Here is a 24,251-nt window from a genome sequence, read left to right on the forward strand (position 1 = left end):
GCTAGAAGTAGGCGGACTTTACTGCGGCTTCATAGGCGCCACCGAAGGTCACCACCGACAGCTTGGTGGCGGCTTGCAGGGGGCCCGCTGCCAGCAGGGTCGCAACTGCACAGGTGCCGGCGAGAATATTTATTATTGGCTTGATGGGCATATCGGACTTCTCCACGGTTCAGGGTTAGCGCAAGGGTGGATCAGGGTAGGTCCCTGGCGAACGGGGCCAGGATCTTGCAGTCGTCCGTCTTCCAGGTCAGATCGATCACGCTGCCCTGGGAAGGCCGTTGGTGGCCCGAACTGTTAGGCAACTTGCATACCATCAGGTCGGATTCGCCCAGGCGCACATGCACCCGGTTATGGTCGCCGCAGTAGATGATCTCCTCCACCGTCCCACGCACGCGGTTGCCCAGGCTGACATCGTTCTCCACGACGCTGACCTGTTCGGGACGCACGAACAACATGCCGGGGGTACCGAGGCCAAGCTCCTGCGAAACGCGGCCCTGGATCCTGGCACCGCTCGGAAGGGTCAGGGTCGCCTGCTCTTCCTCGACGGCAGTCACCAGCCCAGAGAGCCCGTTGTTCTCGCCGACGAAGTTGGCCACGAAACCGTTCTGCGGGTTTTCGTACAGCTCCTGGGGCGGCGCGATCTGCTGGATGCGGCCGTCGAAGAAGACCGCCGCCCGGTCAGACATGGTCAGCGCTTCGGACTGGTCATGGGTGACGTAGACCGTGGTAAGCCCCAGCTCCCGGTGCAGGCGCATGATTTCGTACTGCATGTGCTCGCGCAGGCGTTTGTCCAGGGCGCCCAGCGGCTCGTCCATCAGGATCAGGCGGGGTTCGAAGACCAGTGCACGAGCCAGGGCGACGCGCTGTTGCTGGCCGCCTGACAATTGCGCCGGCCGCCGGTTGCCAATGTGCGACAGCTCCACCATTTCCAGCGCCCGCTGAACCCGCGTCTTGATCAGGGCGCGGTCGACCTTGCGCACCGACAGGGGGAAGCCGACGTTCTCGGCAATGGTCATATGGGGAAACAGGGCGTAGTTCTGGAACACCATGCCGATGTCCCGCTCGTAGGGGGGGCGGTCATCCAGACGCTGCCCCGCCATGCGGATCTCGCCCTTGCTCGGCGTCTCGAAGCCCGCCAGCATCATCAGGGATGTGGTCTTGCCCGAGCCCGAAGGCCCGAGCAAAGAAATGAATTCTCCCTGGGCGATGTCCAGGTCCAGCCCGTAGACCACATAGTCCTTGCCATCGTAGGACTTGCTGACGTCCTTGAAGCTGATGAAAGGCTCGCTCAGCGCCGGGGATACCTTGCTGGTCAGCGGCGCGTTCATCGCGGATTCACTCGTGCTGCGATGTAACGGGCGAAGTCATAGTTCGGGCGCTCCAGATGGCTCAGATGGCCCGGCTTGGCCAGCGGCGCGCGCACTCCCCGCATCACCGCCTCCACGCCTTGGCGGTCTTCGGCGTTGACCTCATCGAGCAGGGTCTTGAGGCTGCTCAGGTACTCCGCGCCTTTCGGATCATTGATGAATTCCGGAGAAAGACCGCCACCGAAGCGGATATGGACCTGATCGACACCGTGCGGCTGCAGGATCAGATACCAGAAGTAGCCGGGAGTCAGCGTGATCAGGTGGCTGGGATAGATGGCCAGCAGTGCCGTGGTCTTGCGCCAGTGACCTTCCAGATGCTGGTTATCGGGGTGCGCGTTGCCAATCGCCAGCGACGCTTCCTTGGTGATCCAGTGATAGTTGAACGCCTCATGGCCCGGCGGACACTCCATCTCGTCGAGCTTGGAGTACGGCCCCACGGTCGCCCGGTGCAACATGGGCAGGTGATAACTTTCCATGAAGTTCTCAGCCAGGATCTTCCAGTTGGTGTCCCAGATGTGCTCTTCCTGGAAGGTCTCGACGTAGTCCTCCATGCGGTAGTGGGCGATGAGGTTTTCGAGCTCGCTCAGGTGTTCGGAAATCGGCGGCAGGCTGTCATCGAGGGTCACGTACACCCAGCCTTGCCATACCTCGCAACGCACGCTGGGCAGCTGGTAGTCGCTCTTGCAGAACCCGCTCTGGCGATGCATTTGCGCCGCTCCGCGCAGTTTCCCCTGCAGGTCATAGCCCCACGCGTGGTACGGTCAGACGATGGAGCGCACATTCCCGCTGCCTTGCAGCAATACCGACATGCGATGCAGGCAGACGTTGGAAAACGCGCGGATTTCGTTCTGGTCGTCGCGCAGCACCACCACCGGCTGGCCAGCGATGTCGCAGGTCATGTAATCGCCGGTCTTCTGCAAGCGGCTGGCGCGGCCCACGCACAACCACTGGGTGCGAAACAGATGCTCTTTCTCGAGTTCCAGGAACTGCGGCGAGGTGTAGACCGCCGGCGGCATTGCGCGGGCATCGGCGAAGTCCCGATCACAGTTTGCCTGTAGCTCCGCGATGAGTTCGGTCACCGGTGCAGGAAAGATCAGCTGAGTCATGGAAGTTCCTCGAATGGGTGAGGCAAGCAGCCCGAATACCAACGCCGTCGGCGTATCGAACCCGCGCACGGCGAATGAAGGTGGGATTGATATTGGCGAAGCAGGATACCCGAGGAAATTATTAAAAATGTTCCTTAGGCCTATGAAAAAGTTGCTTAACGACGACTTCTATTGGTGCATCACGCCACATTTTGGGGTGAAAGTGGCATTTCATGGAAAGATCAGATTTCCCGAGCTTTTGCGCAATGCCTTGCCTGATAAAGAGAAGCGGAAAGTTGAATACAAACAGTAAGAACAAGCAGGGCAAAGATGTATACAAATAGTCGCTCCATTTTGGTGCACTATATCGATACTTATCGAAGAAAAATCTGCTCGTCACTCCAGACAGCGCAGATGCCCAAGGGGGATAGCGTCGAATGCGGGCTGCCTCGCCATATGCGACAGACATGCGCTGTGCGGGGCAGGTGAACAGCGATTCAGGCCGAGAGTTTCGCCTTCGACGAACGGATAAAGGTACGTTCTCGTGAGCGGGTGGCGCCGAGGCCGCAGCGACTGCGGTTGTCAGGGTCGATATGGAAAATGCGCGGTTCCAGATCAGTCCGGCGCATGCAGAAGTGAGTGTTGCGTCGCCCGGCGAGCACGCCCGGTAAATGGCGCGGACGCTGGGGAAACCATGGAACGGCTAGTTCATGTTCGATTCCCGAGGCGGCATCAGCCATCCAGGAAGCGTTCCTGGTACTGCCTGGGCGTCACCGACAAATGCTTCTTGAAGATATTCCGCATCTGGTCGACGGTGGCAAAGCCGCACTTGAAGGCCACGCTCTTCATCGGCAGCCCGCTTTCGCACAACAACCGCCGCGCCTTGTCGATCCTGGCCTTTTCGAGGAACTCGGACGGACAGACCCCCACTTCCTTATGGAAGATCCGGGTGAAATTCCTGAGCCTCATGGAGGCTTGATTGGCCATGAGCGATACGCTGATCTTCTGGTCGATATTGTTCAGCACCCACTCCTGAACCGCGCGCATTCCCGGCGCCTGGGTCATCTGGCTTGTGAGGTTGGCGCTGAACTGGGACTGGCCGCCGGGGCGCTTCAGGAAGATCACCAGGTCCTGGGCTACCTGCAGGGCGAGGTCATGGCCGAAGTCGGCCTCGACGAAGGCGAGCGCCAGATCCACCGATGCGCTGACTCCCGCCGAGGTCCAGAGATTGCCTTCACGAACGAAGATGGAGTCGATATCGACCTGGACCTCCGGATATCGCTGCTGCATGACCTTGGCCATCCGCCAGTGGGTGGTCGCCCTCTTGCCATCAAGCAGGCCGGATGCGGCGAGGAACAGCGCCCCCGAGCACAGCGCGGCGAAGCGATCGACCTTCGGTGCGACACGCCGGGTCCACTCCACTATTTCCGACTGCTCCTCGATTATTCGTTCTATCTCGTGAGCGCCGACCAGCATGATGGAATCGGCAAGGGATTCTTCGTCGAGAGTACGACTCGCTTCCAGGCACATCAGGGTGTCGGAGGGGATGGGGCCAAGTCGTGTCGAAGCAATCCTCACTTCATATCCAGGCGCCTTGCCCTGCGCTTCCAGGTGCTTGTTCGCATAGGTGAAGACCGTCATTGGGCCGATGGCCTCGAATGACTTGAACTCCGGGTAGATCACTATATCGACAGTTCGACAAATTGCAGTTTCAGGACCGAGCATCGTTACTTCTCTTATCCAATGCCTGGCGCGATTTCGCGTCAGCTTGGCCGAATTCAAAGCCATTTACACAAGCGCGATGAATCGGACTTTTTTATCGTGGGGGTCACCTGAATAGCACACGTAAGGTATCCGTCACCATGATCAAGTCACGCGCAGCGGTCGCTTTCGGACCGAATCAGCCGCTCGAAATTGTTGAAGTCGATGTGCAGCCTCCCAGGGCTGGCGAGGTTCTGGTCCGGATCGTGGCCACCGGCGTCTGCCATACCGATGCCTACACCCTGTCCGGCGCGGATTCCGAGGGCGTGTTCCCCTGCATCCTCGGCCACGAGGGCGGCGGCATCGTCGAGGCAGTGGGCGAGGGCGTAACCTCCCTGCAGGTGGGCGACCACGTGATCCCGCTGTACACCGCCGAATGTGGCGAGTGCAAATTCTGCAAGTCCGGCAAGACCAACCTGTGCCAGAAGGTGCGCGCCACCCAGGGCAAGGGCCTGATGCCCGATGGCACTACCCGCTTCAGCTACAACGGCCAGCCGATCTACCACTACATGGGCTGCTCGACCTTCTCCGAGTACACCGTGCTGCCGGAAATCTCCCTGGCGAAGATTCCGAAGGACGCACCGCTGGAAAAAGTCTGCCTGCTGGGTTGCGGCGTGACCACCGGCATCGGCGCCGTGCTGAACACCGCCAAGGTGGAAGAGGGCGCTACCGTGGCCATCTTCGGCCTGGGCGGCATCGGCCTGGCGGCGATCATCGGGGCGAAGATGGCGAAGGCTTCGCGCATCATCGCCATCGACATCAATCCGGCCAAGTTCGCCATCGCCGAGGAGCTGGGCGCCACCGACTTCATCAACCCGAAGGAGCATGACCGTCCGATCCAGGATGTCATCGTCGAATTGACCGATGGCGGCGTCGACTACTCCTTCGAGTGCATCGGCAATGTTCAGTTGATGCGTGCAGCCCTCGAGTGCTGCCACAAGGGCTGGGGTGAATCCACCATCATCGGCGTGGCACCTGCCGGCGCCGAGATCAGCACTCGTCCTTTCCAGCTGGTGACTGGTCGTGTCTGGCGCGGTTCCGCTTTCGGTGGCGTGAAAGGCCGTACCGAACTGCCGAGCTATGTCGCCCAGGCCGAGAGGGGCGAAATCCCGCTCGATAAGTTCATCACTCACACCATGGGTCTGGAAGACATCAACAAGGCCTTCGACTTGATGCACGAAGGCAAGAGCATCCGCTCGGTCGTCCACTTCTAACTACCGGCGGCACTTCACGGGAAGTGCCGCTTCTCCTGAGAACCCACCTGCACCGGAGTCATCCATGTCGATCTTCACTCGCGTAACCGTCGGTACCAACGATCTGGCCAAAGCTCGCGAATTCTACGACGAAGTCCTCGGCAAACTTGGCCTCAAGCGCCTTGCCGACTTGGGCGACAACGGCTCGATCTGGGGTGTGGACAAGCCTTCCTTCTTCGTACTCAAGCCTGCCAACGGCCAGCCGGCTTCTGTCGGTAACGGCGTCACCGTCAGCTTCGAGGCGCCGAACCGTGCTGCCATCCATGCCTTCCATGAAGCCGCCCTGGCTGCCGGCGCAAAGGACGAAGGCGCTGCCGGCCCGCGCGGCTGGGCCGAGAATGCCTACGCCGCCTATGCCCGTGACCTCGATGGCAACAAGCTCGCTGTCTACTGCTTCAAGGCTGAGTAAGCCGCCCCAGGCGACACCCATCGGGTGTCGCCTTCCCGGTCCTGGGGACATTCCCCTCGCCGTGTCCCTTCTTCGCACTCCGCGTTTTCAATGTTCCCTCCGAAGCTCCCGAGCGGGTGCTGGAGCATTACCTGGCTTTTCAGGACCGGCTCTGACAGCGGAATCGGATCATTCCTAGATCGCCGCCACGGGGCCTGGCACTAGTATCCGGACCTCCCTGAACCGCCGTGCAGAGACTGCCCGGCAGCATCGAGGTCCGCTCATGCTCTTCCGTCTCCTGGTCTTCCTCTATCCCGTCATCCGCACCCTTGGGCCGGGTGTCGCGGCCCTGCTGTTGATCTGCAGCCTCAGCCTCATCGGCTACGCCATCCTGCGCGATCCGGGCCTGTGGAGCTGGCTGGCCGCGATCGGTTGCCTGCTGGCATCCGCCCTGCTGGCGTTGCTCTGCCACAGCTACAGCTGGTGGCTGTTCAAGCTGCGTCCACGCGGAACCCTGTTCATTCCTTTCAAGTAACGTCGCCCTTATCGAGCACTATTCATGGTGGCTCCGATTCTTGTGAGGCTGGGGAAGCTGCCGGAGACTCGGCGCATAACCAGAACCCGCCAAGGAGCCAGCCCATGAGCGATGCAATCCGCTTCGAAGACAAAGTCGTAATCGTCACCGGCGCCGGTGGCGGCATTGGCCGCGCCCATGCGCTGCTGTTCGCCCGTCATGGCGCGCGGGTTGTGGTCAACGACCTGGGCGGCAGCACCCACGGTGAAGGCGCCAACGCCTCGGCGGCCGACCGTGTGGTGGCGGAAATCCGCGAAGCCGGCGGCACCGCAGTGGCCAGCCATGACTCGGTGACCGACGGCGAGAAGATCGTGCAGACCGCCCTCGATCATTTCGGCCGCGTCGACGTGGTGGTGAACAACGCCGGCATCCTGCGCGACAAGACCTTCCACAAGATGGAAGACGCCGACTGGGACCTGGTCTACAAGGTTCACGTCGAAGGCGCCTACAAGGTCACCCGTGCCGCCTGGCCGCACATGCGCGAGCAGGGTTATGGCCGCGTCATCTTCACCTCGTCCACCTCGGGCATCTACGGCAACTTCGGCCAGTCCAACTACGGCATGGCCAAGCTCGGCCTCTACGGCCTGACCCGCAATCTGGCCATCGAAGGCCGCAAGAACAACATCCTGGTCAACGCCATCGCCCCCACCGGCGGCACCCGCATGACCGAAGGCCTGATCCCGCCGCAGGTGTTCGAACAGCTCAAGCCCGAGCTGGTGAGCCCGCTGGTGGTGTTCCTCGGCAGCGAGCAGTGCCAGGAAACCTCCGGCCTGTTCGAAGTGGGTGGTGGCTGGATCGGCAAGGTGCGCTGGGAGCGCAGCCTGGGCTTCGGCTTCGACCCCAGGGCCGGCTTCGATGCCGAGGACGTGGCGGCCAACTGGCAGGCCATCTGCGACTTCGAAGGCGCGGCGCACCCGGCGGACAACGTCGAGGCCCTGCGCGAGATGATGGCCAACCTGCAGAAGTACGCCCTCTGATCCCGCCGATCAGCGGGGCAGTTCCGCCAGGGCGCTGAACAATCCTGCACAGAAGCACTATGTTGAAGGCCGGCCTCGTTGCCGGCCTTTTTCATTGGCGACGGGGCGGGTGAATCACTTGGGGCGATTTCAATCGCCAAGGGCGGCGCAGCTGCCCTGTTGGATCTCATCGGGCAGGCCTGCGGCCTGCATAGCGATTGAAATCGCCCCCACAGGAAACGCTGCCCGTCTATCTACCAGCCCAGGAGCCCCCATGAACGTCAGAGTCGAGAAGAACGGCGCGATCACCACCCTGATCATCGACCGTCCCGAGGTGCGCAACGCCGTCGACCGGCCCACCGCCGATGCCCTGGCGGCGGCGCTGCGGGCCTTCGAGGTGGACGAAGAGGCGCGGGTGGCGGTGCTCACCGGGTCAGGCGGCACCTTCTGCGCCGGCGCCGACCTGGGGGCCGTGGCCGAGGACGGCGCACGCCGCAACCGCTTGGAACAGGAGGGCGATGGCCCCATGGGCCCGAGCCGGATGCAGTTGGCGAAACCGCTGATCGCCGCCATCGAGGGCCATGCGGTGGCCGGCGGCATGGAACTGGCGCTGTTGGCGGATATGCGGGTGATGGCCGAGGACGCGATTTTCGGTGTGTTCTGCCGGCGTTTCGGTGTGCCGCTGATCGATGGCGGCACTGTGCGCCTGCCGCGCATCGTCGGTCAGGGCAGGGCGCTGGACCTGATCCTCACCGGGCGTCCGGTGACGGCCCAGGAAGCACTCGCCATGGGGCTGGCCAACCGAATCGTCCCCAAGGGCCAGGCCCGCGCTGCGGCCGAGGAATTGGCGCACACCATCGCTGCCTTTCCACAGCGCTGCATGCTGGCGGACCGGGCCAGCGCCTATGCCCAGTGGGAACTGCCCTTCGAGGCGGCCATCGCCAATGAATTCAAGGGCGGGATGCAGGTTATCCACAGCGGAGAAACCCTGGCGGGCGCCCGCTCCTTCAAGGCGGGGCAGGGGCGGCACGGTCGTTTCGACGGGTGATTGCGATGCTGTAGGAGCGAGCTCTGCTCGCGAACAGCTGCCGTGAGATTTCGCGCAACCTAGCGCATCAGGCTTTCCAGCAGGCCCGCCAGTTTCTGCGCCATGGCCCGGCGCCAGCGGGCGCTGTGGGGATTGGCCAGCACCCGATCCTCGTGGACAAAGCTGCGGATGATGGCGTTGTAGCCGAGCCAGCGGCAGGGTTCCGGTTCCCAGGCGCTGAGGCGCTTCAGCGGGCCGTCGCCGAGCACCCAGGGCTGGCGGGTGAGCAGGGATTCCCTGCCGAGGATCAGGTCCGCCAGGGTGCGTCCGCCCAGGTTGCTGGCGCCCACGCCCTCGCCGCCGTAGCCGCCGGACAGGGCGATGCCGTTCTTGCGGTCCACCAGCATGTGCGGGCGGAAGCGCCGCGCCATGCCCAGGTTGCCGCCCCAGCTGTGGGTGATGCGCACATTGCGCAGTTGCGGGAAGAGCTCGCCCAGCAGGTAGCGGCGCAGGTCGAGTTCGTCCTCGGTGAGGCGGAAGTCCTGGCGCAGCCGGCCGCCGAAGCGGTAGCCGCCCCGCGCGCCGAAGGCCAGGCGGTTGTCGGCGGTGCGTTGTGCATAAGTCACCTGGCGGCTGCTCTCGCTGAAGGCTTGGCCGTGTTCCAGGCCGATCTCCGCCCACTGCGCGTCGGAGAACGGTTCGGTAGCGATCAGCAGGCTCTGCACCGGCAACTGGTACTTGCCCAGCGGCGGCAGGCTGGCGGCGTAGCCTTCGACGGCCGGCACCACCCAGTGCGCCCTGAGTTCGCCCTGGGCGGTGCGTACCAACCCCGGCTGCCAGTGGCTGGCGGGGCTCTGCTCGAACAGTTGCACGCCCATGCGCTCCACCGTCCGCGCCAGTCCGCGGACCAGCCTGGCCGGCTGGATGGTGGCGCAGTGCGGGGTGTGGATGCCGCCGTAGGGGTTGGCTATGCGCAACTGGCCGTTCAGTTCCTCGGGGCTCAGCCAGCGGTAGTCGGCTTCGCTCAGGCCTTCGGCATACAGCTCGGCCAGTTGCTCGCGCAGGCGCTGTTCCTGCTCCGGGTAGCGTGCGGCGCAATAGAGGATGCCGCCCTTGCGGTAGTGGCAGTCGATGCCTTCGCGCTGCAGCACCTCGGCCACTTCGTCAGGGATGCCATGGAGCAGGTCGAAGGAGGCCTTGCGCACTTCGCCGGGCAGCGGCGCCAGGGCACGGTCCTCGCCCAGCAGGTTGCCCATCAGCCAGCCGCCGTTGCGGCCGCTGGCGCCAAAGCCGGCGAACTCCGACTCGACGATGGCGATCTTCAGCTCCGGGGCCTGGCGCTTGAGGTAATAGGCCGTCCACAACCCGGTGTAGCCGGCGCCGATGATCGCCACGTCCACCTCCAGCGAGCCGGCCAGCGCCGGTCGTGGCCTGATGTTTTCATCGAGTGTGTCCATCCACAGGCTGATCGAGCGCCAGTTCGGCATGGCGGGTTCCCGTTGGCAGGTTGTCGTGGCTGGCAAGGCTGAAGCCTGGCCGGGCGCTTGTCGTGTGTGATACGCAAGTTGCAGGGGCGTCATCAATGCAGCGGTTGTGCATGCCCCAGCCGGCGCAGGCGCTGGGCCAGTTGCAGGTGCTGGGCCGGGTTGTCGCAGAGCAGCAGGGCGCGCTCCAGGTCAAAGCGTTCCGCCTGGGGGCAATCCAGGCGCTGGTAGATGTCGGCACGGGCCAGGTGGTCATGCATGGTCGGCGGGCCGAGCAGCAGTACGCGCTCGGCGTCCTTCAGCGCGGCGAGGAACTCGCCGGCCTCCTGGTGCAGCAAGCGCAGGTTGCGCGACAGGCGCTGGAGCATTTCCCTTGCGCTGGCCACCTGCAGGTGGACCGCCTGGAGTTCCGCCTGGGGCCCCAACACGCGGATCAGCAGGTCGCGACAATCGCGAGTGTAGAGGCGGCGGCCACTGCACGGGTCGAGCAGGTGGTCGGCACCGGGCACGCGCAGCAGGAAGTGGCCGGGAAAGCCCACGCCCGCCAGGGGAATGCCCAGGCGGGCGGCCAGCTCCAGGGCGATCAGCGCCAGCGACAGCGGCTGCCCCCGGCGCCGGGCGAGCACTTCGGGCAGCAACGCGGCGCGCGGGCGCAGGGGCGTGTCGTCGTCCTCGTGGAAGTCCAGCTCGTTCAGCCGTCGCAACAGTGGCTGGGCCAGTTCCGCCGGCGCCAGGTCCGGCAGGCCGGCCGCCACCAGCTGCAGCAGGCTGCCAAATTCGCGCAGCACCCGTTCCGGGTCCAGGCGCGGATCGTGCTCGGCAGCGATCCACAGGGCGGCCTCCAGCATCGCCGGAGGCTCGCGTTCGAGGCAGGCTAGACAGCGTTGGCGCGGGTCCATGGGGTATCTCCGAGAGGTTGTTTTCTTGTAGCCAACTGGTTGATTTTCGTCCAGTAGTGGCACGAACAACGGTTATCTCGACGCCTCGGCTTATGCCCGGATGCAAGAGCCCGGATGGCGCAGGCCGACCTATACTGGCCCTAAAGTCAGGAATGGAGCTCGCCATGTTCGCCATGATGGAAACCGCCCGGCTGGAGGCGTTGCACCTCGCCAACGACCCCGCCACCGGACTCAAGGCCATCATCGCCATCCACAACACCCGCCTCGGCCCGGCCTTGGGGGGCTGCCGTTATCTCGCCTATCCCGATGACGAAAGCGCCATCCGTGACGCCATCCGCCTCGCCCAGGGCATGAGCTACAAGGCCGCGCTGGCCGGACTCGACCAGGGGGGCGGCAAGGCGGTGATCATCCGCCCGGCCCACGTGCCTGACCGCGCCGCACTGTTCGAATCCTTCGGCCGCATGATCGAGTCCCTCAATGGCCGTTACATCACCGCGGTGGACAGCGGCACCTCCAGCGCCGACATGGACTGCATCGCCCAGCAGACCCGCTACGTCACCAGTACCACCGCCGCTGGCGATCCTTCGCCGCACACCGCCCTCGGCGTCTTCGCCGGCATCCGCGCCACCGCCCATGCGCGCCTGGGCAGCGACGACCTCGAAGGTTTGCGCATCGCCGTGCAGGGTCTCGGCCACGTGGGCTACGCCCTGGCCGAACAGCTCCATGCAGCGGGTGCCGAGCTGCTGGTCAGCGACCTGGACAGCGGCCGTGTGCAACTGGCCATCGAGCAATTGGGCGCCCAACCGGTGGCTGCCGATGCCTTCCTCACCACACCGTGCGACATCCTCGCGCCCTGCGGCCTGGGTGGTGTGCTCAACGCCCAGACGGTGGGCCAGCTGCGTTGCGCGGCGGTGGCCGGCGCGGCCAACAACCAGCTCGCCAGCCCCGAGATCGCCGACGAGATGGAGGCGCGCGGCATCCTCTATGCGCCGGACTACGTGATCAATTCCGGCGGGCTGATCTACGTTGCCCTCAAGCACAAGGGCGAGTCGCTGCCGGCGATCACCGCACACCTGTCGCGGATCAGCCAGCGGCTTACCGAGATCTACGCGCACGCCCAGGCCGACAAGCGATCCCCCGCGCGGGTCGCCGACGCCATGGCCGAGCGCTTGCTGTTCGGCTGAGCGGCCGCCAACCAGCGGCCCGGCCTGTTGGCTCCCGGAGCCACAAGCCCCGGGTACTGCAGAGGCACTCAAAAGGTGTAAGGAGAGATGCCATGTCCAATCGGATCGATGTGCCCTATACACGCTTCCTCGACCCGGAGGGGCGGCTGGTCGGCGAACTGCCAGCCTGGGCCGACGATTTCAACCTCCTCACCCACCTCTATCGCCGCATGGTGCTGACCCGCCTGTTCGACCAGAAGGCGGTGGCCCTGCAACGCACCGGCCGCATCGGCACCTACGCCCCGACCCTGGGCCAGGAGGCCATCGGCGTCGCCATCGGCAACCTGATGCGCGACGAAGACGTGCTGGTGCCCTATTACCGCGACACCGCCGTGCAGTTGATGCGCGGTGTGCGCATGGAGGAAATCCTCCTGTATTGGGGCGGCGACGAACGCGGCAGCGACTTCCAGGACCCTCGCTCGAAAGAGGACTTCCCCATCTGCGTGCCCATCGCCACCCAGGCCCTGCATGCCTGTGGCGTGGCCACGGCGATCAAGATCCGTGGGCAGCACCGTGCGGTGGTCACCACCTGCGGCGACGGCGCCACCAGCAAAGGTGACTTCCTCGAAGCCCTTAACGTGGCTGGGGCCTGGCAACTGCCGGTGGTTTTCGTGGTGAACAACAACCAGTGGGCCATCTCGGTGCCCCGGCGCATCCAGAGCGGCGCGCCCACCCTGGCGCAGAAGGCCATCGGCGCCGGCTTCCACGGCGAACAGGTCGACGGCAACGACGTACTGGCCGTCTATGACCGCGTGCAGTGGGCGCTGGACCGCGCGCGCCACGGCAAGGGACCGATCCTGCTGGAATGCCTCAGCTACCGCCTGGGCGACCACACCACCGCCGACGACGCCACCCGTTATCGCAGCGCCGAAGAGGTCAAGGCGGCCTGGTTGGAAGAACCCATCAAGCGCATGCAGGCCTTCCTCGCCGCCAACCGGGTCTGGGACGAAGGGCGCGAGCAGGCGCTGATCGCCGACTGCCAGCGGCAGGTACAGGCGGCTGTGGATCATTTCGAATCCGCCGGAATCCAGCCGGTGGAAGCTGTGCTCGACCACGTCTATGCGCGCTGGCCCGCGGCCCTTGGCGAGCAGCGAGAAATGCTCCTGGAACGGGTTGCCCGGCGTGAGCAAGGAGGTAGCCATGAGTAACCTCAACGCCACCACCGAAAAACGCGCCCTGCTGGAAGCCGTCAACCTGGCCCTGCACCGCGCCATGCAGGAAGACGAGAACGTCGTGGTTCTCGGTGAGGACGTAGGCGTCAACGGCGGCGTGTTCCGCGCCACCCTCGGCCTGCGTGACCGCTTCGGCTTCAAGCGGGTGATCGACACGCCGCTGGCGGAAACCATGATCGGCGGCCTCGCCGTGGGCATGGCCGCCCAAGGCCTGAAGCCGGTGATGGAAATCCAGTTCCTCGGCTTCATCTACGCGGCCATGGAACACCTGGTGTCCCACGCCAGCCGCATGCGCTGCCGCACCCGTGGCCGGATCACCTGCCCGATGGTCCTGCGCAGCCCCATGGGCGCCGGCATTCGCGCGCCGGAGCACCACAGCGAAAGCACCGAGGCGCTGTTCGCCCACATCCCCGGCCTGCGGGTGGTGATCCCGTCTTCGCCGGCACGGGCCTACGGCCTGTTGCTGGCGGCCATCGACGATCCGGACCCGGTGATCTTCCTCGAACCCACCCGGCTCTACCGGATGAACCCGCAACCGATCATCGACGACGGCAGGCGCCTGCCGCTGGACAGCTGCTTCACCCTGCGCGAAGGCTCGGACATCACCCTCGTCAGCTGGGGCGCCAGTGTCCACGAAACCCTGCAGGCTGCCGCGAAGCTGGAGGAGCAGGGTGTTTCCGCCGAAGTGATAGACGTGGCCAGCATCAAGCCGCTGGACCTCGACACTCTGGAGGCATCGGTGCGCAAGACCGGCCGCTGCGTGATCGTCCACGAGGCGCCGCGCAGTTGCGGCGTTGGCGCGGAGATCGCGGCCAGCCTCTACGAGCGCGCGCTGCTCGACCTGCAGGCGCCCATCCAGCGGGTCACCGCGCCGGATATTCCACCGCCGCTGTATCGCCTGGAGCAGCTCTACATCCCCAGCCCGGAAGACATTCTTGCGGCCTGTGAGCTGGTGCTGAACTACGCCTGAGACGAGGAGCGCACGATGAAATACTTCAAACTGCCCGACCTGGGCGAAGGTCTGCAGGAAGCCGAGATCGTCCAGTGGCATGTGAAGGTGGGGGACAGCGTCAAGGCCGACCAGCTGCTTGTCTCGGTGGAAACCGCCAAGGCGCTTGTGGATATCCCGGCGCCCCATGACGGCGTGGTGGCCAGGACCTTCGGCAAGGAGGGCGACATTCTCCACGTCGGCGAACCGCTGCTGGGCTACGAGGGCGAGGATGCCGACGCCGGCACGGTGGTCGGACGCCTGGAAGGCGGCGGCAATGCCCAGGCCGACAGCTTTTTCGTGGGGGCCGCACCGTCCACCCGCGAACACCTGGCGCCGCGTGCGACCCCGGCGGTACGCCAGCTCGCCCGCCAGCTCGGCGTTGAACTGGCCGCCCTGGCCGGCTCCGGCCCCGACGGCCTGGTGACGCGCACGGATGTGGAACAGGCCGCTCGAAGCGCCCGCGACAGCTTCGGTGGCGAGCGCCTGCGGGGCGTACGCCGCAGCATGGCGATCAACATGGCGCGCTCCCATGCCGAGGTGGTGCCGGTGACCCTCTTCGGCGACGCCGACCTGCACCGCTGGCCGAAAGCCCGCGACCCGCTGGTTCGCCTGAGCAAGGCCATCGCCGCTGCCTGTGAGGTGGAACCCATCCTCAACAGTTGGTTCGACGGCCGCGCGCTGTCCATCCGCCAGCATGACAAGATCGACCTGGGCATTGCCGTCGATACGCCGGACGGGCTCTTCGTCCCGGTGTTGCGCAACGTCGGCGGGCGCAGTGCCGAGGACCTGAAGGAAGGCATGTCGCGGCTGCGGGCCGACGTCAAGGCGCGCTCGATCCCGCCGCAGGAAATGATGGGGGCGACCATCACCCTGTCCAACTTCGGCACCCTGTTCGGCCGCTACGCCAACCCCGTGGTCGTTCCGCCCCAGGTGGCGATCATCGGCGCCGGTGGCATCCGCGACGAGGTGGTGGCCTGGCAGGGCAAGGTGGAAATCCACCCGGTGCTGCCGCTGTCGCTGACCTTCGACCATCGGGCGGTGACCGGGGGCGAAGCGGCGCGGTTCCTGAAAGCGCTGGTGCAGGCGCTGGAGCAGCCGTAGGGCAGGGCTGTGCCCTGCTTGGCGAATGAGTTCGCCCCTACAGGAAAGGTGCCGCCAGCTGGCTTCAGTGGTCCGCCGAGAGTCACCCCTCTCCTCTTCAGGGAGAGGGGCCGGGGGAGAGGGTGGTTTCCGGCGGCTCTGTGCCAGTCCATTTCGCGAATGAATTCGCCCCCACAAGTCACCTCGGCCCACCCCTTGCCGAACCGGCAACCGGCAGCTATTGCTGTCTGCCTGGAACCGGCAGGAGGCCCCCGATGATCGAATCACCCTGGCAGGGCGCGCTATGGATGGCCCGCGACTTCTGCCTGCTCGATGGCGTTGCAGGCAGCGCGCGTCCCCACGCCCACTACGCCCATCAGGCACTATTGGCCAAGGCCACGCCATTGCGCCTGACCCTGGAGGGGGAACCATGTGGCGGGCGTTTCCTGCTGGTGGAGTCGATGCGCGCCCATGCCATCGAGGACTCCAGTCAGGACGTGGTCGCCGTCTATGCGGAACCCCTGGCCTTCAGTCCGGCGACCTTGCGCCAGATGCTCGCGGATGCCCCAGCAGACCTTGAAGCGCTGGCGGGCTTGCTGCTGGCCGCGCCTCGGCAACGATTGGACCTGCGCATCGCCAAGGCGCTGGCGACGGTGGATGCCTTGCTGGAGGAAAAGGTCAGCGCGGCGGCGCTGGCGAAACGGGCCTGCCTGTCGCTGAGCCAGCTGGAAAGACTGTTCAGCGACCAGGTGGGGCTCTCGGTGCGGCGCCTGGTGCTCTGGCGCCGCCTGCGCCTGGCGCTGCGCCTGGCCCTGGAAGGCGAGTCACTGACCCGTGCCGCCCTGGACGCCGGCTTCGCCGATGCCGCGCATTTCTCGCGCACCATGCGCGCCACCTTCGGCATCCGCGCCGACCGCAACCTGGCGCGGCTGAAGCTGCAACTCATCGGTTAGGCACGACGCAATCCGGCCGGTGCTTCCGGGCTGGCTCCGTGGGGCTGGTGGCGGAAAGGCTCGAGCATCTGGGCCAGGTAATCGCGGGGATAGTCCGGACGGCTGCCGATACCGAGGTCATCGACGCCCATGCGGTAGTCGCTGTGGAAGGCGGTGCCCAACAGGCGGTCCCAGAAGCTGAAGAACAGGGCGAAGTTCACGTCTCCGGCGCGGCCGTACTTCATGTGGTGGAAGCGGTGCACCGGCGCCCAGGCAAACAGGTGCCGCAGCGGGCCGACGCGCATGTCCACATTGCTGTGTTGCAAGAGCAGTTGCAGGGCGATGGCGAAGGCGAGCAAGGCCGCGACCTGCACCGGCATTCCTATCACCAGCAAAGGCGCGGTGCCGGCCAGGGCTTCGACGGCCTGATGCAGCGGGTGCTTCATCAGGCCATTGAACCCGTACATGCGCTGCACGCTGTGATGCACGGCGTGCAGGCGCCAGAGCGGTTCCAGGCGGTGGCTGAGGTAATGCATCAGCGTGATGCCGAGGTCGGCGACCGGGACGGCCAGCAGCAACTGGAGCGGCAAAGGCCAGTGGTGGGGCCACATGACGGCATTTGGTATCCAGGCAGCTGCCAGCGGAATGGCCAAAATGCCCAGCAGGTTGAGGGTTTCGTTCACCAGCGCATGCAGGCCGTCACGCAACCGGTCTCCTCGTGGCCGGTTCCACTGCGGCTCATAGGGCAGCCAGGCTTCGGCGAGGAAGGCCAGGGCGATGGCGGGCAGTAGCAGGACCACAAGCCAATAGGCTGGACGCAGGGCGGTTATCCACAGCGCAGCGGCGAGAAAGCCGAAGAAAAACAGCGGCGCATAGAGGCAGGCGAAGAGTGAACGCATGGGAAGGCTCCTTGTTCGGGGCCTTGAGCGTCGCGTCCTGCGCTCGTTGGGAATTGAACAAACCGCGCAAGTTGGACCAGGCGATTGCCCTTGTGCGGCAATCGCCCGGTCCGGTGTCACGCGGTCCGGTTACCCACGCTGAACACCAGCATCAGCCCCGCGAGTATTCCGCCCATCCCGGCCATGCCCAGCGGCGCCAGGGTATTGCCGAGGAAGAGATAATCCATCCCCGCCGTCACCACCGGCACCAGGTAGAACAGGCTGGTGACGTTCACCAGGTTGCCCGCCTGCATCAGCCGGTAGAGCAGCAACTGCGCCAGCACCGAGATCACCAGCGCCAGCCACAGCAGGGGGATGGCGAAGTCCAGGGTCGCCTCGAAGTGGAAGGGCTTGTAGGGCACCAGTAGCAGGCAGGCCAGCAAGCTGGCGCCGTACTGCACGGGCAGGACCTGCATGGGCGACTGCTTGAGGCCTTTCTGCAGGATGGCGCCGAAGGTCATGCTGCCCAGCGAGGCGAAAGCGTAGACCAGCCCGAGGGTGGAGACTTGCGCCCGGCCGATGCTCTGCCACACCAGCAGCACCAAGCCGCCCAAGGCGATGGCCAGGCCCAGCAGGCGCGCCAGGGAGAAGCGCCGCTCCAACACCAGCAGCGTGAGGATCGGCTGTACCCCGAGCAGTGCCGCGAGCACGCCGGGGGTGATGCCGTTGTCCAGCGCCAGCAGGTAGCAGATGGTGTAGCCGCCAATCAGCAGCAGGCCGATACCCGCCACCTTCAGCCGACTGCCCGGTTGCGGCAGGGCCTGGCCGCGCCAGCCGCAGACCAGCAGCAAGGTGGCGAAGGCGAGGGCGAAGCGCAGGGTGAGGAAAGCAAAGGGCGAGGCATGGTCCAGGCCCAGTCGCGCGAAGATCGCGCCGCTGCTCCAGAGCAACACGAAGAGTGAAGTCGAGGCGAAAGCGCCCCAGACGGATTTGTCCAACGTCATGAATGTTCACCTGTCAGTGAGCAGCAACAGGCTCCGGCGCGCGCGAACGCCGACCGAAAGTGGTCAGGACCGGAGCGGTATCAGTGGCTGGTGATCAGCCGAGCAGCGCGTACAGGGGCGGCGGCGGAAAGCCGGCCCGCACGGCAAGCGGCGGTGCGACAGGTGGGGACATCGGCGACAGGCAGGCGCGAACGCGCGCACCGACGGGGTCGGTGATCATCGCGGAATGGGCGCTTGCGTTGGGCATCTGGGATTCGCCGAAGGAGATGGGCCCCGGAAGGGCGACTTGGCGAAACTAGACCGGGTTTGGCCGGACGTCAATCGGGAAAACATGTGATGCAGGAGGGGAACTGCCTGGGCCCAGCTGATTGGTGCATCTGCTCCTGAAAGACCAATTCCCCGCCGCATCACATCAGGAGTTACTCGTCACATCCGGCGCGAGTCACCCCTCTCCTCTTCAGGGAGAGGGGCCGGGGGAGAGGGCGGATCACTCGCCGGGCAGTTCCAGCTCGGCCAGGGCGTCGGGCTGATTCTTGAAGGCGCGGGCGAAGGTATCGCGATGCTTGGCCATGAAGATGCCGATGTCTTCCACCTGCTGTTCGTTCAGGGACGGCACCGCCTTCTGCAGGACCTCGGCCAGGGATTCGGCCAATTCGAGCATCTTGTCGTAACGGTCGGCTTCGGCCTTATCCATGAACAGGCGCTCCGGATCGCGACTGCTGCGGTACACCACTTCGACGGCCATTCATCACCCCTCACCTTCATTGGTTGGAAAATACTGGATGTGCGTACAGTATTCGGAATGATGGCAAATGGAAATAGCCCGTAGGAAATTTCCATTTGCCGGCCGGCCTCAGCGATCGCTGCGAATCGGGCCGAATTCCGCCGGAACCCAAGCATAGCCCTTGCCTTCGCCTTCGCTACGGACGTGGCCGAGGCCGGGGAAGGGCAGGTGCGCGCCGGCTACCCAGAGCTTGTCCTTCGCGGCAGCGGCAAACACCTGCTTGCGGCTGGCGATGGCCTTGGCGTTATCCACATCGAACTCGATGGCGATGTCCGGGTTGGCGAACTGGGTGGCATGGCTGTGCACCACGTCGCCCCAGACCAGCAGTTCCTGGCCGTTGGAGCTGAACCGGTAGCCGGTATGGCCGGGGGTATGGCCGGGAGAGGGCGCGGAGCTGACGCCTTCCACCAGGGCATCGCCCGCGCTGTAGGTCTTCAGCTTGCCGGCGGCCTGGTAGGGCGCCACGGCCTTCTGCGCCATCTCGAAGAAGGCTTTCGAGTCGGCCGGCGCCTTGGCCGCTACCTCGGGGTTCAGCCAGAAGCCGGCTTCATCCCGGGTGACGAACACTGTGGCGTTGGCGAAGGCCGGTTTGCCCACGGCGTCCAGCAGGCCGCAGGCGTGGTCCGGGTGCAGGTGGGTGAGCAGCACGCTATCCACCTGTTCCGGCTGGTAACCGGCAGCCTTGAGGTTGCCGAGGATGCCGCCGAGGGTGGGACCGAAGCACTTCGACGAGCCGGTATCCACCAGCACCAACTGCTTGCCGGTGTTGACCAGATAGGCGTTGACCGCGGTCTGCACGCCCTTGCCGGACTCGATGAACATGCGCGCCAGCAGGCTCTGGATATCTTCCGCGCTGGCGCCCTTGAGCAGGTTGGTGCCGAGGTCCACGTAGCCGTCGTAGAGCGCGGTGACTTCCAGATCGCCCACGGCCATTCGGTAGAAGCCGGGTACCTGGGTCTGCTGCTTGGCCACCGGCGCGGCCTGGGCCGTGATCGGCGAAGCGAAAGGCAGGGCCAGGGCGAGGGCTGCGAGAAGAACGTGGCGAGGGTGAAGCAGGCGGCTCATGACGAAGCTCCATTTCGGGATGAGCGGTGTTTATGCGGGGTGATCGCCAGTGATGTCCAGTACGCAGTTTTTCCTGCGTGACGCACCTGGCGGTAAGGGCTGCGACAACCTGCCTCGTGGCGCAGTCGTTAGGACGGCCTCCATCCTGCATAACCCCAATGTCACCTTTCCCCGTCATCATCGGGGTCGTCGTCGCAAGGAGCTGTATCGTGAAAATCAACTGGGCTGAACGAACGCGCGAAAATGTGCATGGCCTGGCCGAGTCGCTGGGAAACCTCCTGGTGGAGAGCTTCCACTACCTGGCATTGTTCGCCATCGGCGGGATCACCGCCTGGGCCGCCGTGGTGGCTTTCCTGGGGATGCTGGACAAGGGCCACGCCACGGTCGATGACATCCTGCTGCTGTTCATCTACCTCGAACTGGGCGCCATGGTCGGCATCTACTTCAAGACCAACCACATGCCGGTGCGCTTCCTGATCTACGTGGCGATCACTGCTCTGACACGCCTGCTGATTTCCGATGTCTCGCACCACCACCGGCCGGACCTGGGCGCGGTCTTCGTGTCCGGCGCCATCCTGCTGCTGGCACTCGCCATCCTGGTGGTGCGCTATGCCTCCTCGCGCTTCCCTTCGGTGCAGAGCGATGCATCGCCCCGTCGTCGGCAACTGCGTCACCAGGTTGAAGTGGAAGAAGAAGCCTGATCCCGTGCACCGATAGCGTGCATCAGATGCGCGCTATCTGTGCGGCATTCACCCGCCCGGTGCGCACCGGCGCCACATGGCCGTCGGTCATGCGGGTGAGCAGTTCCCCCACCTTGTTTCCGCTCTCGATGGCGATTCCCAGGCGGATGCTTTCGATCACCCGCTGCAAGCGGACCGGGTCGTTGCGCTGGACCACGCTGATCATGCGCCGCGCTGCCACGCCCCGTTCGTTGGTCAGGGTCAGCAAGATGCCGCCGTCCGGGCTGACGAGGCTGAGGTTGACCCGGAATTCAGCCTGGAACGCGTCGGTGAGCATCTGGAAGGGGTTGTACATGGCCTGTTACCTGGTTGGTCGAGCGATGAGTCGATGGACGCCCGGAGAACTGCAAAGTTCGAACCGCCAGGACCGGCGGCAGGGGCTGTTCCGACCAACTGTCGCGGATGGCCCGATCCGGGCCGTTCCTGGCAAGTCGATAGTTCTTGACCGGGGCTTGAACCGTCCGACTGGCGCGGCTTCCATTGCCGTCGACGGGCGTAAACTGAGACAGGCGGTGCCCCGCATCATCGCCAGGAGGTGTTCCATGCGACCCACGTTGCCCCTCATCGTGCTGGCCCTGCTGATCCTGTCGCCGGCGGCGCTGGCATCCTCCACCGAGGTCAGCTTCAGAAATCCGGAGAAGTACAGCGACGCGCGCCTGCACCGCGACTACGGCCGTGGCGCGGATGACGTCGTACTGAAGGACCTCAAGGCCCACATCGAGAAGCTCGGCAAGCGCTACCTGCAACCCGGGCAGACGCTCAAGGTGGACATCCTCGATATCGACCTGGCCGGCCGGTACGAACCCTGGCGGGTGAACTCCCGGGATGTGCGCTTCATGCGCGAAGTGACCTGGCCCCGGATCAAGCTGCACTACAGCTTCGAACAGAATGGCAAGACCCTGGTCAGCCGCGACGCGACGGTGATCGACCAGACCTACCTGCAACACGGCAACCACTACTTCAGCAGCGACCGCCTGCGCTACGAGAAGGCCATGCTGGACGACTGGTTCCGCTGGAATATCGGGTCGAAGGAGCGGACGGTTTCCTATTGATTGGCAGGGCAGGGAATGTCAGTTCCTACGGGCGGACTTCAGCAATAATCAGAAAGTGTCGAAGAATCTTCCTGGCTTGCGGTAGGAAAGCTGGAACCGACAAACACGCTCCGTGGTCAACAGGCAACAAAATATGGAGAAACCACCATGCTTTCGCGTCCCTGCAACCGTCGTCTCGCTTCCGTCCTGATCGCGAGCCAGTTCGTCTTCCTCACCCAGATGCCGCTGGCCCAGGCCGCCATGATCGGTACACCGCAAGCCGTGCAGGAACAGCCGCTGCAGCAGCATCAACCGGTCGACCAGGCCCAGTTGCGCGCCATGCTCGACGACAAGCAGGTGCAGCAGAAGCTCGAATCCCTCGGCGTGCCCCGCGAACAGGTGGAGGCGCGGATCGCCAGCCTGACACCGGCGGAACTGCAGCAGTTCAACCAGCGCCTGGAGCAGGAACCGGCCGGCGGCTGGGTGGGGATCATCGTGCTGTTCCTGGTGATCTTCATCATCACCGACATGCTCTGCGCCACTGACATCTTCAGCTTCATCAAGTGCATCCGCTGATGCGTGGCTGGCTCGCCGGCCTGGTGCTGGTCCTGGCGGGCTGCGCCGGGCAGCAACCCATGCTGCCGCCGCAGAGCGACAGGCTGCCCGAGCGGGTGGAGCTGAGCCAGACGCCGTTCTATCCGCAGGAAATCTACCAGTGCGGCCCGGCAGCGCTGGCTACCCTGTTGGTGCAGCGGGGGGTGAAGACTTCGCCCGAGGAACTGGCGCCGAAGGTCTACCTGCCGGGCCGGCAGGGCAGCCTCAAGCTGGAACTGGTGGCCGCCGCACGTCAGCACGGCATGCTGGTGTACCCGCTGGAGCCGAACCTGGATGCCTTGCTGGCCCAGGTGGCCGCGGGCAACCCGGTGCTGGTGATGCAGAACCTCGGCCTGGACTGGCTGCCGCGCTGGCACTTCGCAGTGGTGGTGGGCTATGACCGCGGCAAGGATGAGCTGGTGCTGCGCTCCGGCACCGAGAAGCGCTGGGTGACTGACCTGCGCAGCTTCGACCGTACCTGGCAACGTGCCGAGCGCTGGGCCGTGGTGACGCTGCCGGCGGACAGGCTACCGGCGGAAGCGCAGCTGGAGCCCTGGATCAAGGCCGCCAGCGACCTGGAGCAGACCGCCCAGCGCGCGGCAGCGGAACGCGCCTATCGCACGGCGGCCGAGCATTGGCCGACGGAGCCGCTACCGCTCTTCGCCCTGGCCAATGCGCGCTATGCCGAGGGGGATCGCGATGGCGCCGAAGCGGCCCTGCGCCAAAGCCTCAAGCGCAAGCCGGACTACGCCCTGGGCTGGTTCAACCTGTCCGAGGTGCTCAACGAGAAGGGCTGCACGGCCCAGGCCGGCCAGGCGCGGGCCTGTGCGCGGCAACTGGCGCCTGATGACCCGCGCCTGGCGGCGCCTCTGGGAGCGACCGCGAGCGGCAAGGGGCAGTGTGGCGCGTTGCCTGTGTGCGGAACGACGAATCTGTAGGGGCGACTTCAATCGCCAAGGGCAGCGCAGTTCCGTAGCCCGGCTTGCGTGCCTCTCCCTGGATGTAGCCCATAAACGACAATGCCCGTATCGATCGATACGGGCATTGTCTTCAAGCTCGGCCCCGGACTACCAGGTTTTCACACAGTCTGACCTCCGGGGCTTTTGCATGGCGCGGGGCCTTACAGGCGCAGGCCGCCGTCCAGTTCCAGGACACGACCGGTGAAGTAGTCGTTCTCCAGGATGTAGGCGACTGAGTGGGCGATTTCCATCGGCTTGCCCAGGCGACGCAGGGGGATGCCCGAGGTCATTTTTTCCAGGGCTTCCGGCTTCATGCTGGCGACCATGTCGGTTTCGATGAAGCCCGGGGCGACGCCGCCCACGCGGATGCCGTAGCGAGCCAGTTCCTTCGCCCAGACCACGGTGTCGGCGGCCACACCGGCCTTGGCGGCGGAGTAGTTGGCCTGGCCCATGTTGCCGGCGCGGGAGATGGAGGAGATGTTGATGATCGCGCCTTCGTTCTTCAGTTCGATCATCTTGGCGGCAACTTCGCGGGTGCAGAGGAACACGCCGGTCAGGTTGACGTCGATCACCGCCTGCCACTGGGCCAGGCTCATCTTGGTCATTTCGCCGTCCTTGACCTTGATGGTCAGGCCGTCGCGCAGGATGCCAGCGTTGTTCACCAGGCCGTTGATGGCGCCGAAATCCTCGGCCACCTGGGCGACCATGTGGGTCACCTGTTCCTCGACGGCCACGTTGCAGAGGTAAGCGCGCGCATCGCCACCGGCGGCCTTGCAGGCGGCCACGGCTTCATCCAGTTTTTCCTGGTTCAGGTCCACGAGGGCGAGTTTCGCGCCCTTGGCGGCCAGGTACTCACCCATGGCACGGCCGAGGCCCTGGCAACCACCGGTAATGATGATGACCTTGTCTTTGAGTTGCATGAGATTCCCCTCGAATAACTGTCGCTTTGCCCCCGCTGACGACCTTAAACCGCTATTCTGGTCGCTCGTCCGTTTCCGACGGAT

At 65.0% G+C, this 24,251-nt stretch carries 29 protein-coding genes; 15 read left to right on the forward strand and 14 right to left on the reverse strand.

What is annotated here, in order from left to right; genetic code table 11:
- Position 1 precedes the first annotated feature (1 nt).
- From ACFW0B_RS22305 to ACFW0B_RS22320, 4 genes are read right to left on the reverse strand one after another with little or no spacing between them, the layout of a single operon-like run.
- On the reverse strand, positions 2–151 hold the full coding sequence (locus ACFW0B_RS22305) for a hypothetical protein (protein ID WP_449151157.1): 150 nt from the start codon (positions 149–151) through the stop codon (positions 2–4).
- A gap of 40 nt (positions 152–191) precedes the next feature.
- Positions 192–1,328: an ABC transporter ATP-binding protein gene (locus tag ACFW0B_RS22310; protein WP_449151158.1), complete on the reverse strand. Its 1,137-nt coding sequence runs from the start codon at positions 1,326–1,328 to the stop codon at positions 192–194.
- Positions 1,325–2,074: an SRPBCC family protein gene (locus ACFW0B_RS22315; protein WP_449151159.1), complete on the reverse strand. Its 750-nt coding sequence runs from the start codon at positions 2,072–2,074 to the stop codon at positions 1,325–1,327. Before ACFW0B_RS22315 ends, ACFW0B_RS22310 begins: the two co-directional genes overlap by 4 nt.
- A gap of 54 nt (positions 2,075–2,128) precedes the next feature.
- Positions 2,129–2,473, reverse strand: a complete 345-nt coding sequence (locus ACFW0B_RS22320; protein ID WP_449151160.1) for an aromatic ring-hydroxylating oxygenase subunit alpha — start codon at positions 2,471–2,473, stop codon at positions 2,129–2,131.
- A gap of 13 nt (positions 2,474–2,486) precedes the next feature.
- Here ACFW0B_RS22320 and ACFW0B_RS22325 point away from each other — a divergent pair, with 13 nt between their 5' ends.
- Positions 2,487–2,765, forward strand: coding sequence for a hypothetical protein (locus tag ACFW0B_RS22325; RefSeq protein ID WP_449151161.1), 279 nt, complete (start codon positions 2,487–2,489; stop codon positions 2,763–2,765).
- Positions 2,766–2,949: 184 nt separating this feature from the next.
- Here ACFW0B_RS22325 and ACFW0B_RS22330 read toward each other — a convergent pair whose 3' ends face one another.
- The gene (locus ACFW0B_RS22330; RefSeq protein ID WP_449151162.1) at positions 2,950–3,192 is read right to left on the reverse strand and encodes a hypothetical protein; all 243 of its coding nucleotides are present in this window, start codon (positions 3,190–3,192) and stop codon (positions 2,950–2,952) included.
- Positions 3,185–4,177 carry a GlxA family transcriptional regulator gene (locus ACFW0B_RS22335; protein WP_449151163.1) on the reverse strand — a complete coding sequence of 331 codons (993 nt, stop codon included), beginning with the start codon at positions 4,175–4,177 and terminating at the stop codon, positions 3,185–3,187. Before ACFW0B_RS22335 ends, ACFW0B_RS22330 begins: the two co-directional genes overlap by 8 nt.
- Before the next feature lie 137 nt (positions 4,178–4,314).
- Between ACFW0B_RS22335 and ACFW0B_RS22340 the strand changes: the two genes are divergently transcribed.
- From ACFW0B_RS22340 to ACFW0B_RS22360, 5 genes are all read left to right on the forward strand, one after another.
- Positions 4,315–5,427, forward strand: a complete 1,113-nt coding sequence (locus ACFW0B_RS22340; RefSeq protein WP_449151164.1) for an S-(hydroxymethyl)glutathione dehydrogenase/class III alcohol dehydrogenase — start codon at positions 4,315–4,317, stop codon at positions 5,425–5,427.
- 64 nt (positions 5,428–5,491) lie between these two features.
- Complete coding sequence (locus ACFW0B_RS22345) at positions 5,492–5,875, forward strand: VOC family protein (RefSeq protein WP_449151165.1); 384 nt, start codon at positions 5,492–5,494, stop codon at positions 5,873–5,875.
- 262 nt (positions 5,876–6,137) lie between these two features.
- On the forward strand, positions 6,138–6,389 hold the full coding sequence (locus ACFW0B_RS22350; protein WP_449151166.1) for a hypothetical protein: 252 nt from the start codon (positions 6,138–6,140) through the stop codon (positions 6,387–6,389).
- A 104-nt stretch (positions 6,390–6,493) separates the two neighbouring features.
- Complete coding sequence (locus ACFW0B_RS22355; protein WP_449151167.1) at positions 6,494–7,405, forward strand: SDR family oxidoreductase; 912 nt, start codon at positions 6,494–6,496, stop codon at positions 7,403–7,405.
- A 253-nt stretch (positions 7,406–7,658) separates the two neighbouring features.
- The gene (locus ACFW0B_RS22360) at positions 7,659–8,432 is read left to right on the forward strand and encodes a crotonase/enoyl-CoA hydratase family protein (protein ID WP_449151168.1); all 774 of its coding nucleotides are present in this window, start codon (positions 7,659–7,661) and stop codon (positions 8,430–8,432) included.
- Positions 8,433–8,491: 59 nt separating this feature from the next.
- On the opposite strand, the gene ACFW0B_RS22365 is transcribed toward ACFW0B_RS22360, so the two are convergent.
- Positions 8,492–9,898 (reverse strand): NAD(P)/FAD-dependent oxidoreductase, encoded by a 1,407-nt coding sequence (locus ACFW0B_RS22365; protein ID WP_449151169.1) that lies wholly within the window; start codon positions 9,896–9,898, stop codon positions 8,492–8,494.
- Between the two features lie 92 nt (positions 9,899–9,990).
- Complete coding sequence (locus ACFW0B_RS22370; protein ID WP_449151170.1) at positions 9,991–10,794, reverse strand: SirB1 family protein; 804 nt, start codon at positions 10,792–10,794, stop codon at positions 9,991–9,993.
- A gap of 164 nt (positions 10,795–10,958) precedes the next feature.
- On the opposite strand from ACFW0B_RS22370, the gene ACFW0B_RS22375 reads away from it, so the two are divergent.
- From ACFW0B_RS22375 to ACFW0B_RS22395, 5 genes are all read left to right on the forward strand, one after another.
- Positions 10,959–11,978 carry a Leu/Phe/Val dehydrogenase gene (locus tag ACFW0B_RS22375; protein ID WP_449151171.1) on the forward strand — a complete coding sequence of 340 codons (1,020 nt, stop codon included), beginning with the start codon at positions 10,959–10,961 and terminating at the stop codon, positions 11,976–11,978.
- 92 nt (positions 11,979–12,070) lie between these two features.
- Positions 12,071–13,165 carry a pyruvate dehydrogenase (acetyl-transferring) E1 component subunit alpha gene (gene pdhA, locus ACFW0B_RS22380; protein WP_449151172.1) on the forward strand — a complete coding sequence of 365 codons (1,095 nt, stop codon included), beginning with the start codon at positions 12,071–12,073 and terminating at the stop codon, positions 13,163–13,165.
- Complete coding sequence (locus ACFW0B_RS22385) at positions 13,158–14,159, forward strand: alpha-ketoacid dehydrogenase subunit beta (protein WP_449151173.1); 1,002 nt, start codon at positions 13,158–13,160, stop codon at positions 14,157–14,159. Before pdhA ends, ACFW0B_RS22385 begins: the two co-directional genes overlap by 8 nt.
- A 15-nt stretch (positions 14,160–14,174) precedes the next feature.
- Entirely contained in the window at positions 14,175–15,281 is a 1,107-nt protein-coding gene (locus ACFW0B_RS22390; protein WP_449151174.1) for a dihydrolipoamide acetyltransferase family protein, read from the forward strand.
- Positions 15,282–15,535: 254 nt separating this feature from the next.
- On the forward strand, positions 15,536–16,213 hold the full coding sequence (locus ACFW0B_RS22395; protein ID WP_449151175.1) for a helix-turn-helix domain-containing protein: 678 nt from the start codon (positions 15,536–15,538) through the stop codon (positions 16,211–16,213).
- On the opposite strand, the gene ACFW0B_RS22400 is transcribed toward ACFW0B_RS22395, so the two are convergent.
- The 4 genes from ACFW0B_RS22400 to ACFW0B_RS22415 all read right to left on the reverse strand — a co-directional run bounded on the left by ACFW0B_RS22400 (position 16,210) and on the right by ACFW0B_RS22415 (position 19,923).
- Positions 16,210–17,091, reverse strand: coding sequence for a sterol desaturase family protein (locus ACFW0B_RS22400; RefSeq protein ID WP_449151176.1), 882 nt, complete (start codon positions 17,089–17,091; stop codon positions 16,210–16,212). The genes ACFW0B_RS22395 and ACFW0B_RS22400 overlap by 4 nt on opposite strands.
- Positions 17,092–17,207: 116 nt before the next feature.
- On the reverse strand, positions 17,208–18,074 hold the full coding sequence (locus tag ACFW0B_RS22405) for a DMT family transporter (protein WP_449151177.1): 867 nt from the start codon (positions 18,072–18,074) through the stop codon (positions 17,208–17,210).
- Positions 18,075–18,561: 487 nt separating this feature from the next.
- Positions 18,562–18,819 carry a YebG family protein gene (locus ACFW0B_RS22410; protein ID WP_449151178.1) on the reverse strand — a complete coding sequence of 86 codons (258 nt, stop codon included), beginning with the start codon at positions 18,817–18,819 and terminating at the stop codon, positions 18,562–18,564.
- Between the two features lie 108 nt (positions 18,820–18,927).
- The gene (locus ACFW0B_RS22415; RefSeq protein WP_449151179.1) at positions 18,928–19,923 is read right to left on the reverse strand and encodes an MBL fold metallo-hydrolase; all 996 of its coding nucleotides are present in this window, start codon (positions 19,921–19,923) and stop codon (positions 18,928–18,930) included.
- A 209-nt stretch (positions 19,924–20,132) separates the two neighbouring features.
- On the opposite strand from ACFW0B_RS22415, the gene ACFW0B_RS22420 reads away from it, so the two are divergent.
- On the forward strand, positions 20,133–20,624 hold the full coding sequence (locus ACFW0B_RS22420) for a phosphate-starvation-inducible protein PsiE (RefSeq protein ID WP_449151180.1): 492 nt from the start codon (positions 20,133–20,135) through the stop codon (positions 20,622–20,624).
- 22 nt (positions 20,625–20,646) lie between these two features.
- Here ACFW0B_RS22420 and ACFW0B_RS22425 read toward each other — a convergent pair whose 3' ends face one another.
- Positions 20,647–20,958 (reverse strand): DUF3509 domain-containing protein, encoded by a 312-nt coding sequence (locus ACFW0B_RS22425; protein WP_449151181.1) that lies wholly within the window; start codon positions 20,956–20,958, stop codon positions 20,647–20,649.
- 247 nt (positions 20,959–21,205) lie between these two features.
- Between ACFW0B_RS22425 and ACFW0B_RS22430 the strand changes: the two genes are divergently transcribed.
- The 3 genes from ACFW0B_RS22430 (at position 21,206) to ACFW0B_RS22440 (ending at position 23,226) form a co-directional block, all read left to right on the forward strand.
- Positions 21,206–21,715 (forward strand): DUF3016 domain-containing protein, encoded by a 510-nt coding sequence (locus tag ACFW0B_RS22430; RefSeq protein WP_449151182.1) that lies wholly within the window; start codon positions 21,206–21,208, stop codon positions 21,713–21,715.
- Between the two features lie 147 nt (positions 21,716–21,862).
- The gene (locus ACFW0B_RS22435) at positions 21,863–22,270 is read left to right on the forward strand and encodes a PA2779 family protein (protein ID WP_449151183.1); all 408 of its coding nucleotides are present in this window, start codon (positions 21,863–21,865) and stop codon (positions 22,268–22,270) included.
- Positions 22,270–23,226: a PA2778 family cysteine peptidase gene (locus tag ACFW0B_RS22440; protein WP_449151184.1), complete on the forward strand. Its 957-nt coding sequence runs from the start codon at positions 22,270–22,272 to the stop codon at positions 23,224–23,226. The genes ACFW0B_RS22435 and ACFW0B_RS22440 overlap by 1 nt, the downstream gene beginning before the upstream one ends.
- Before the next feature lie 182 nt (positions 23,227–23,408).
- Here ACFW0B_RS22440 and ACFW0B_RS22445 read toward each other — a convergent pair whose 3' ends face one another.
- On the reverse strand, positions 23,409–24,167 hold the full coding sequence (locus ACFW0B_RS22445; protein ID WP_449151185.1) for an SDR family oxidoreductase: 759 nt from the start codon (positions 24,165–24,167) through the stop codon (positions 23,409–23,411).
- Between the last annotated feature and the right edge of the window lie 84 nt (positions 24,168–24,251).

The organism is Metapseudomonas phytobenefica (assembly GCF_043392685.1).
GTDB lineage: Bacteria > Pseudomonadota > Gammaproteobacteria > Pseudomonadales > Pseudomonadaceae > Metapseudomonas.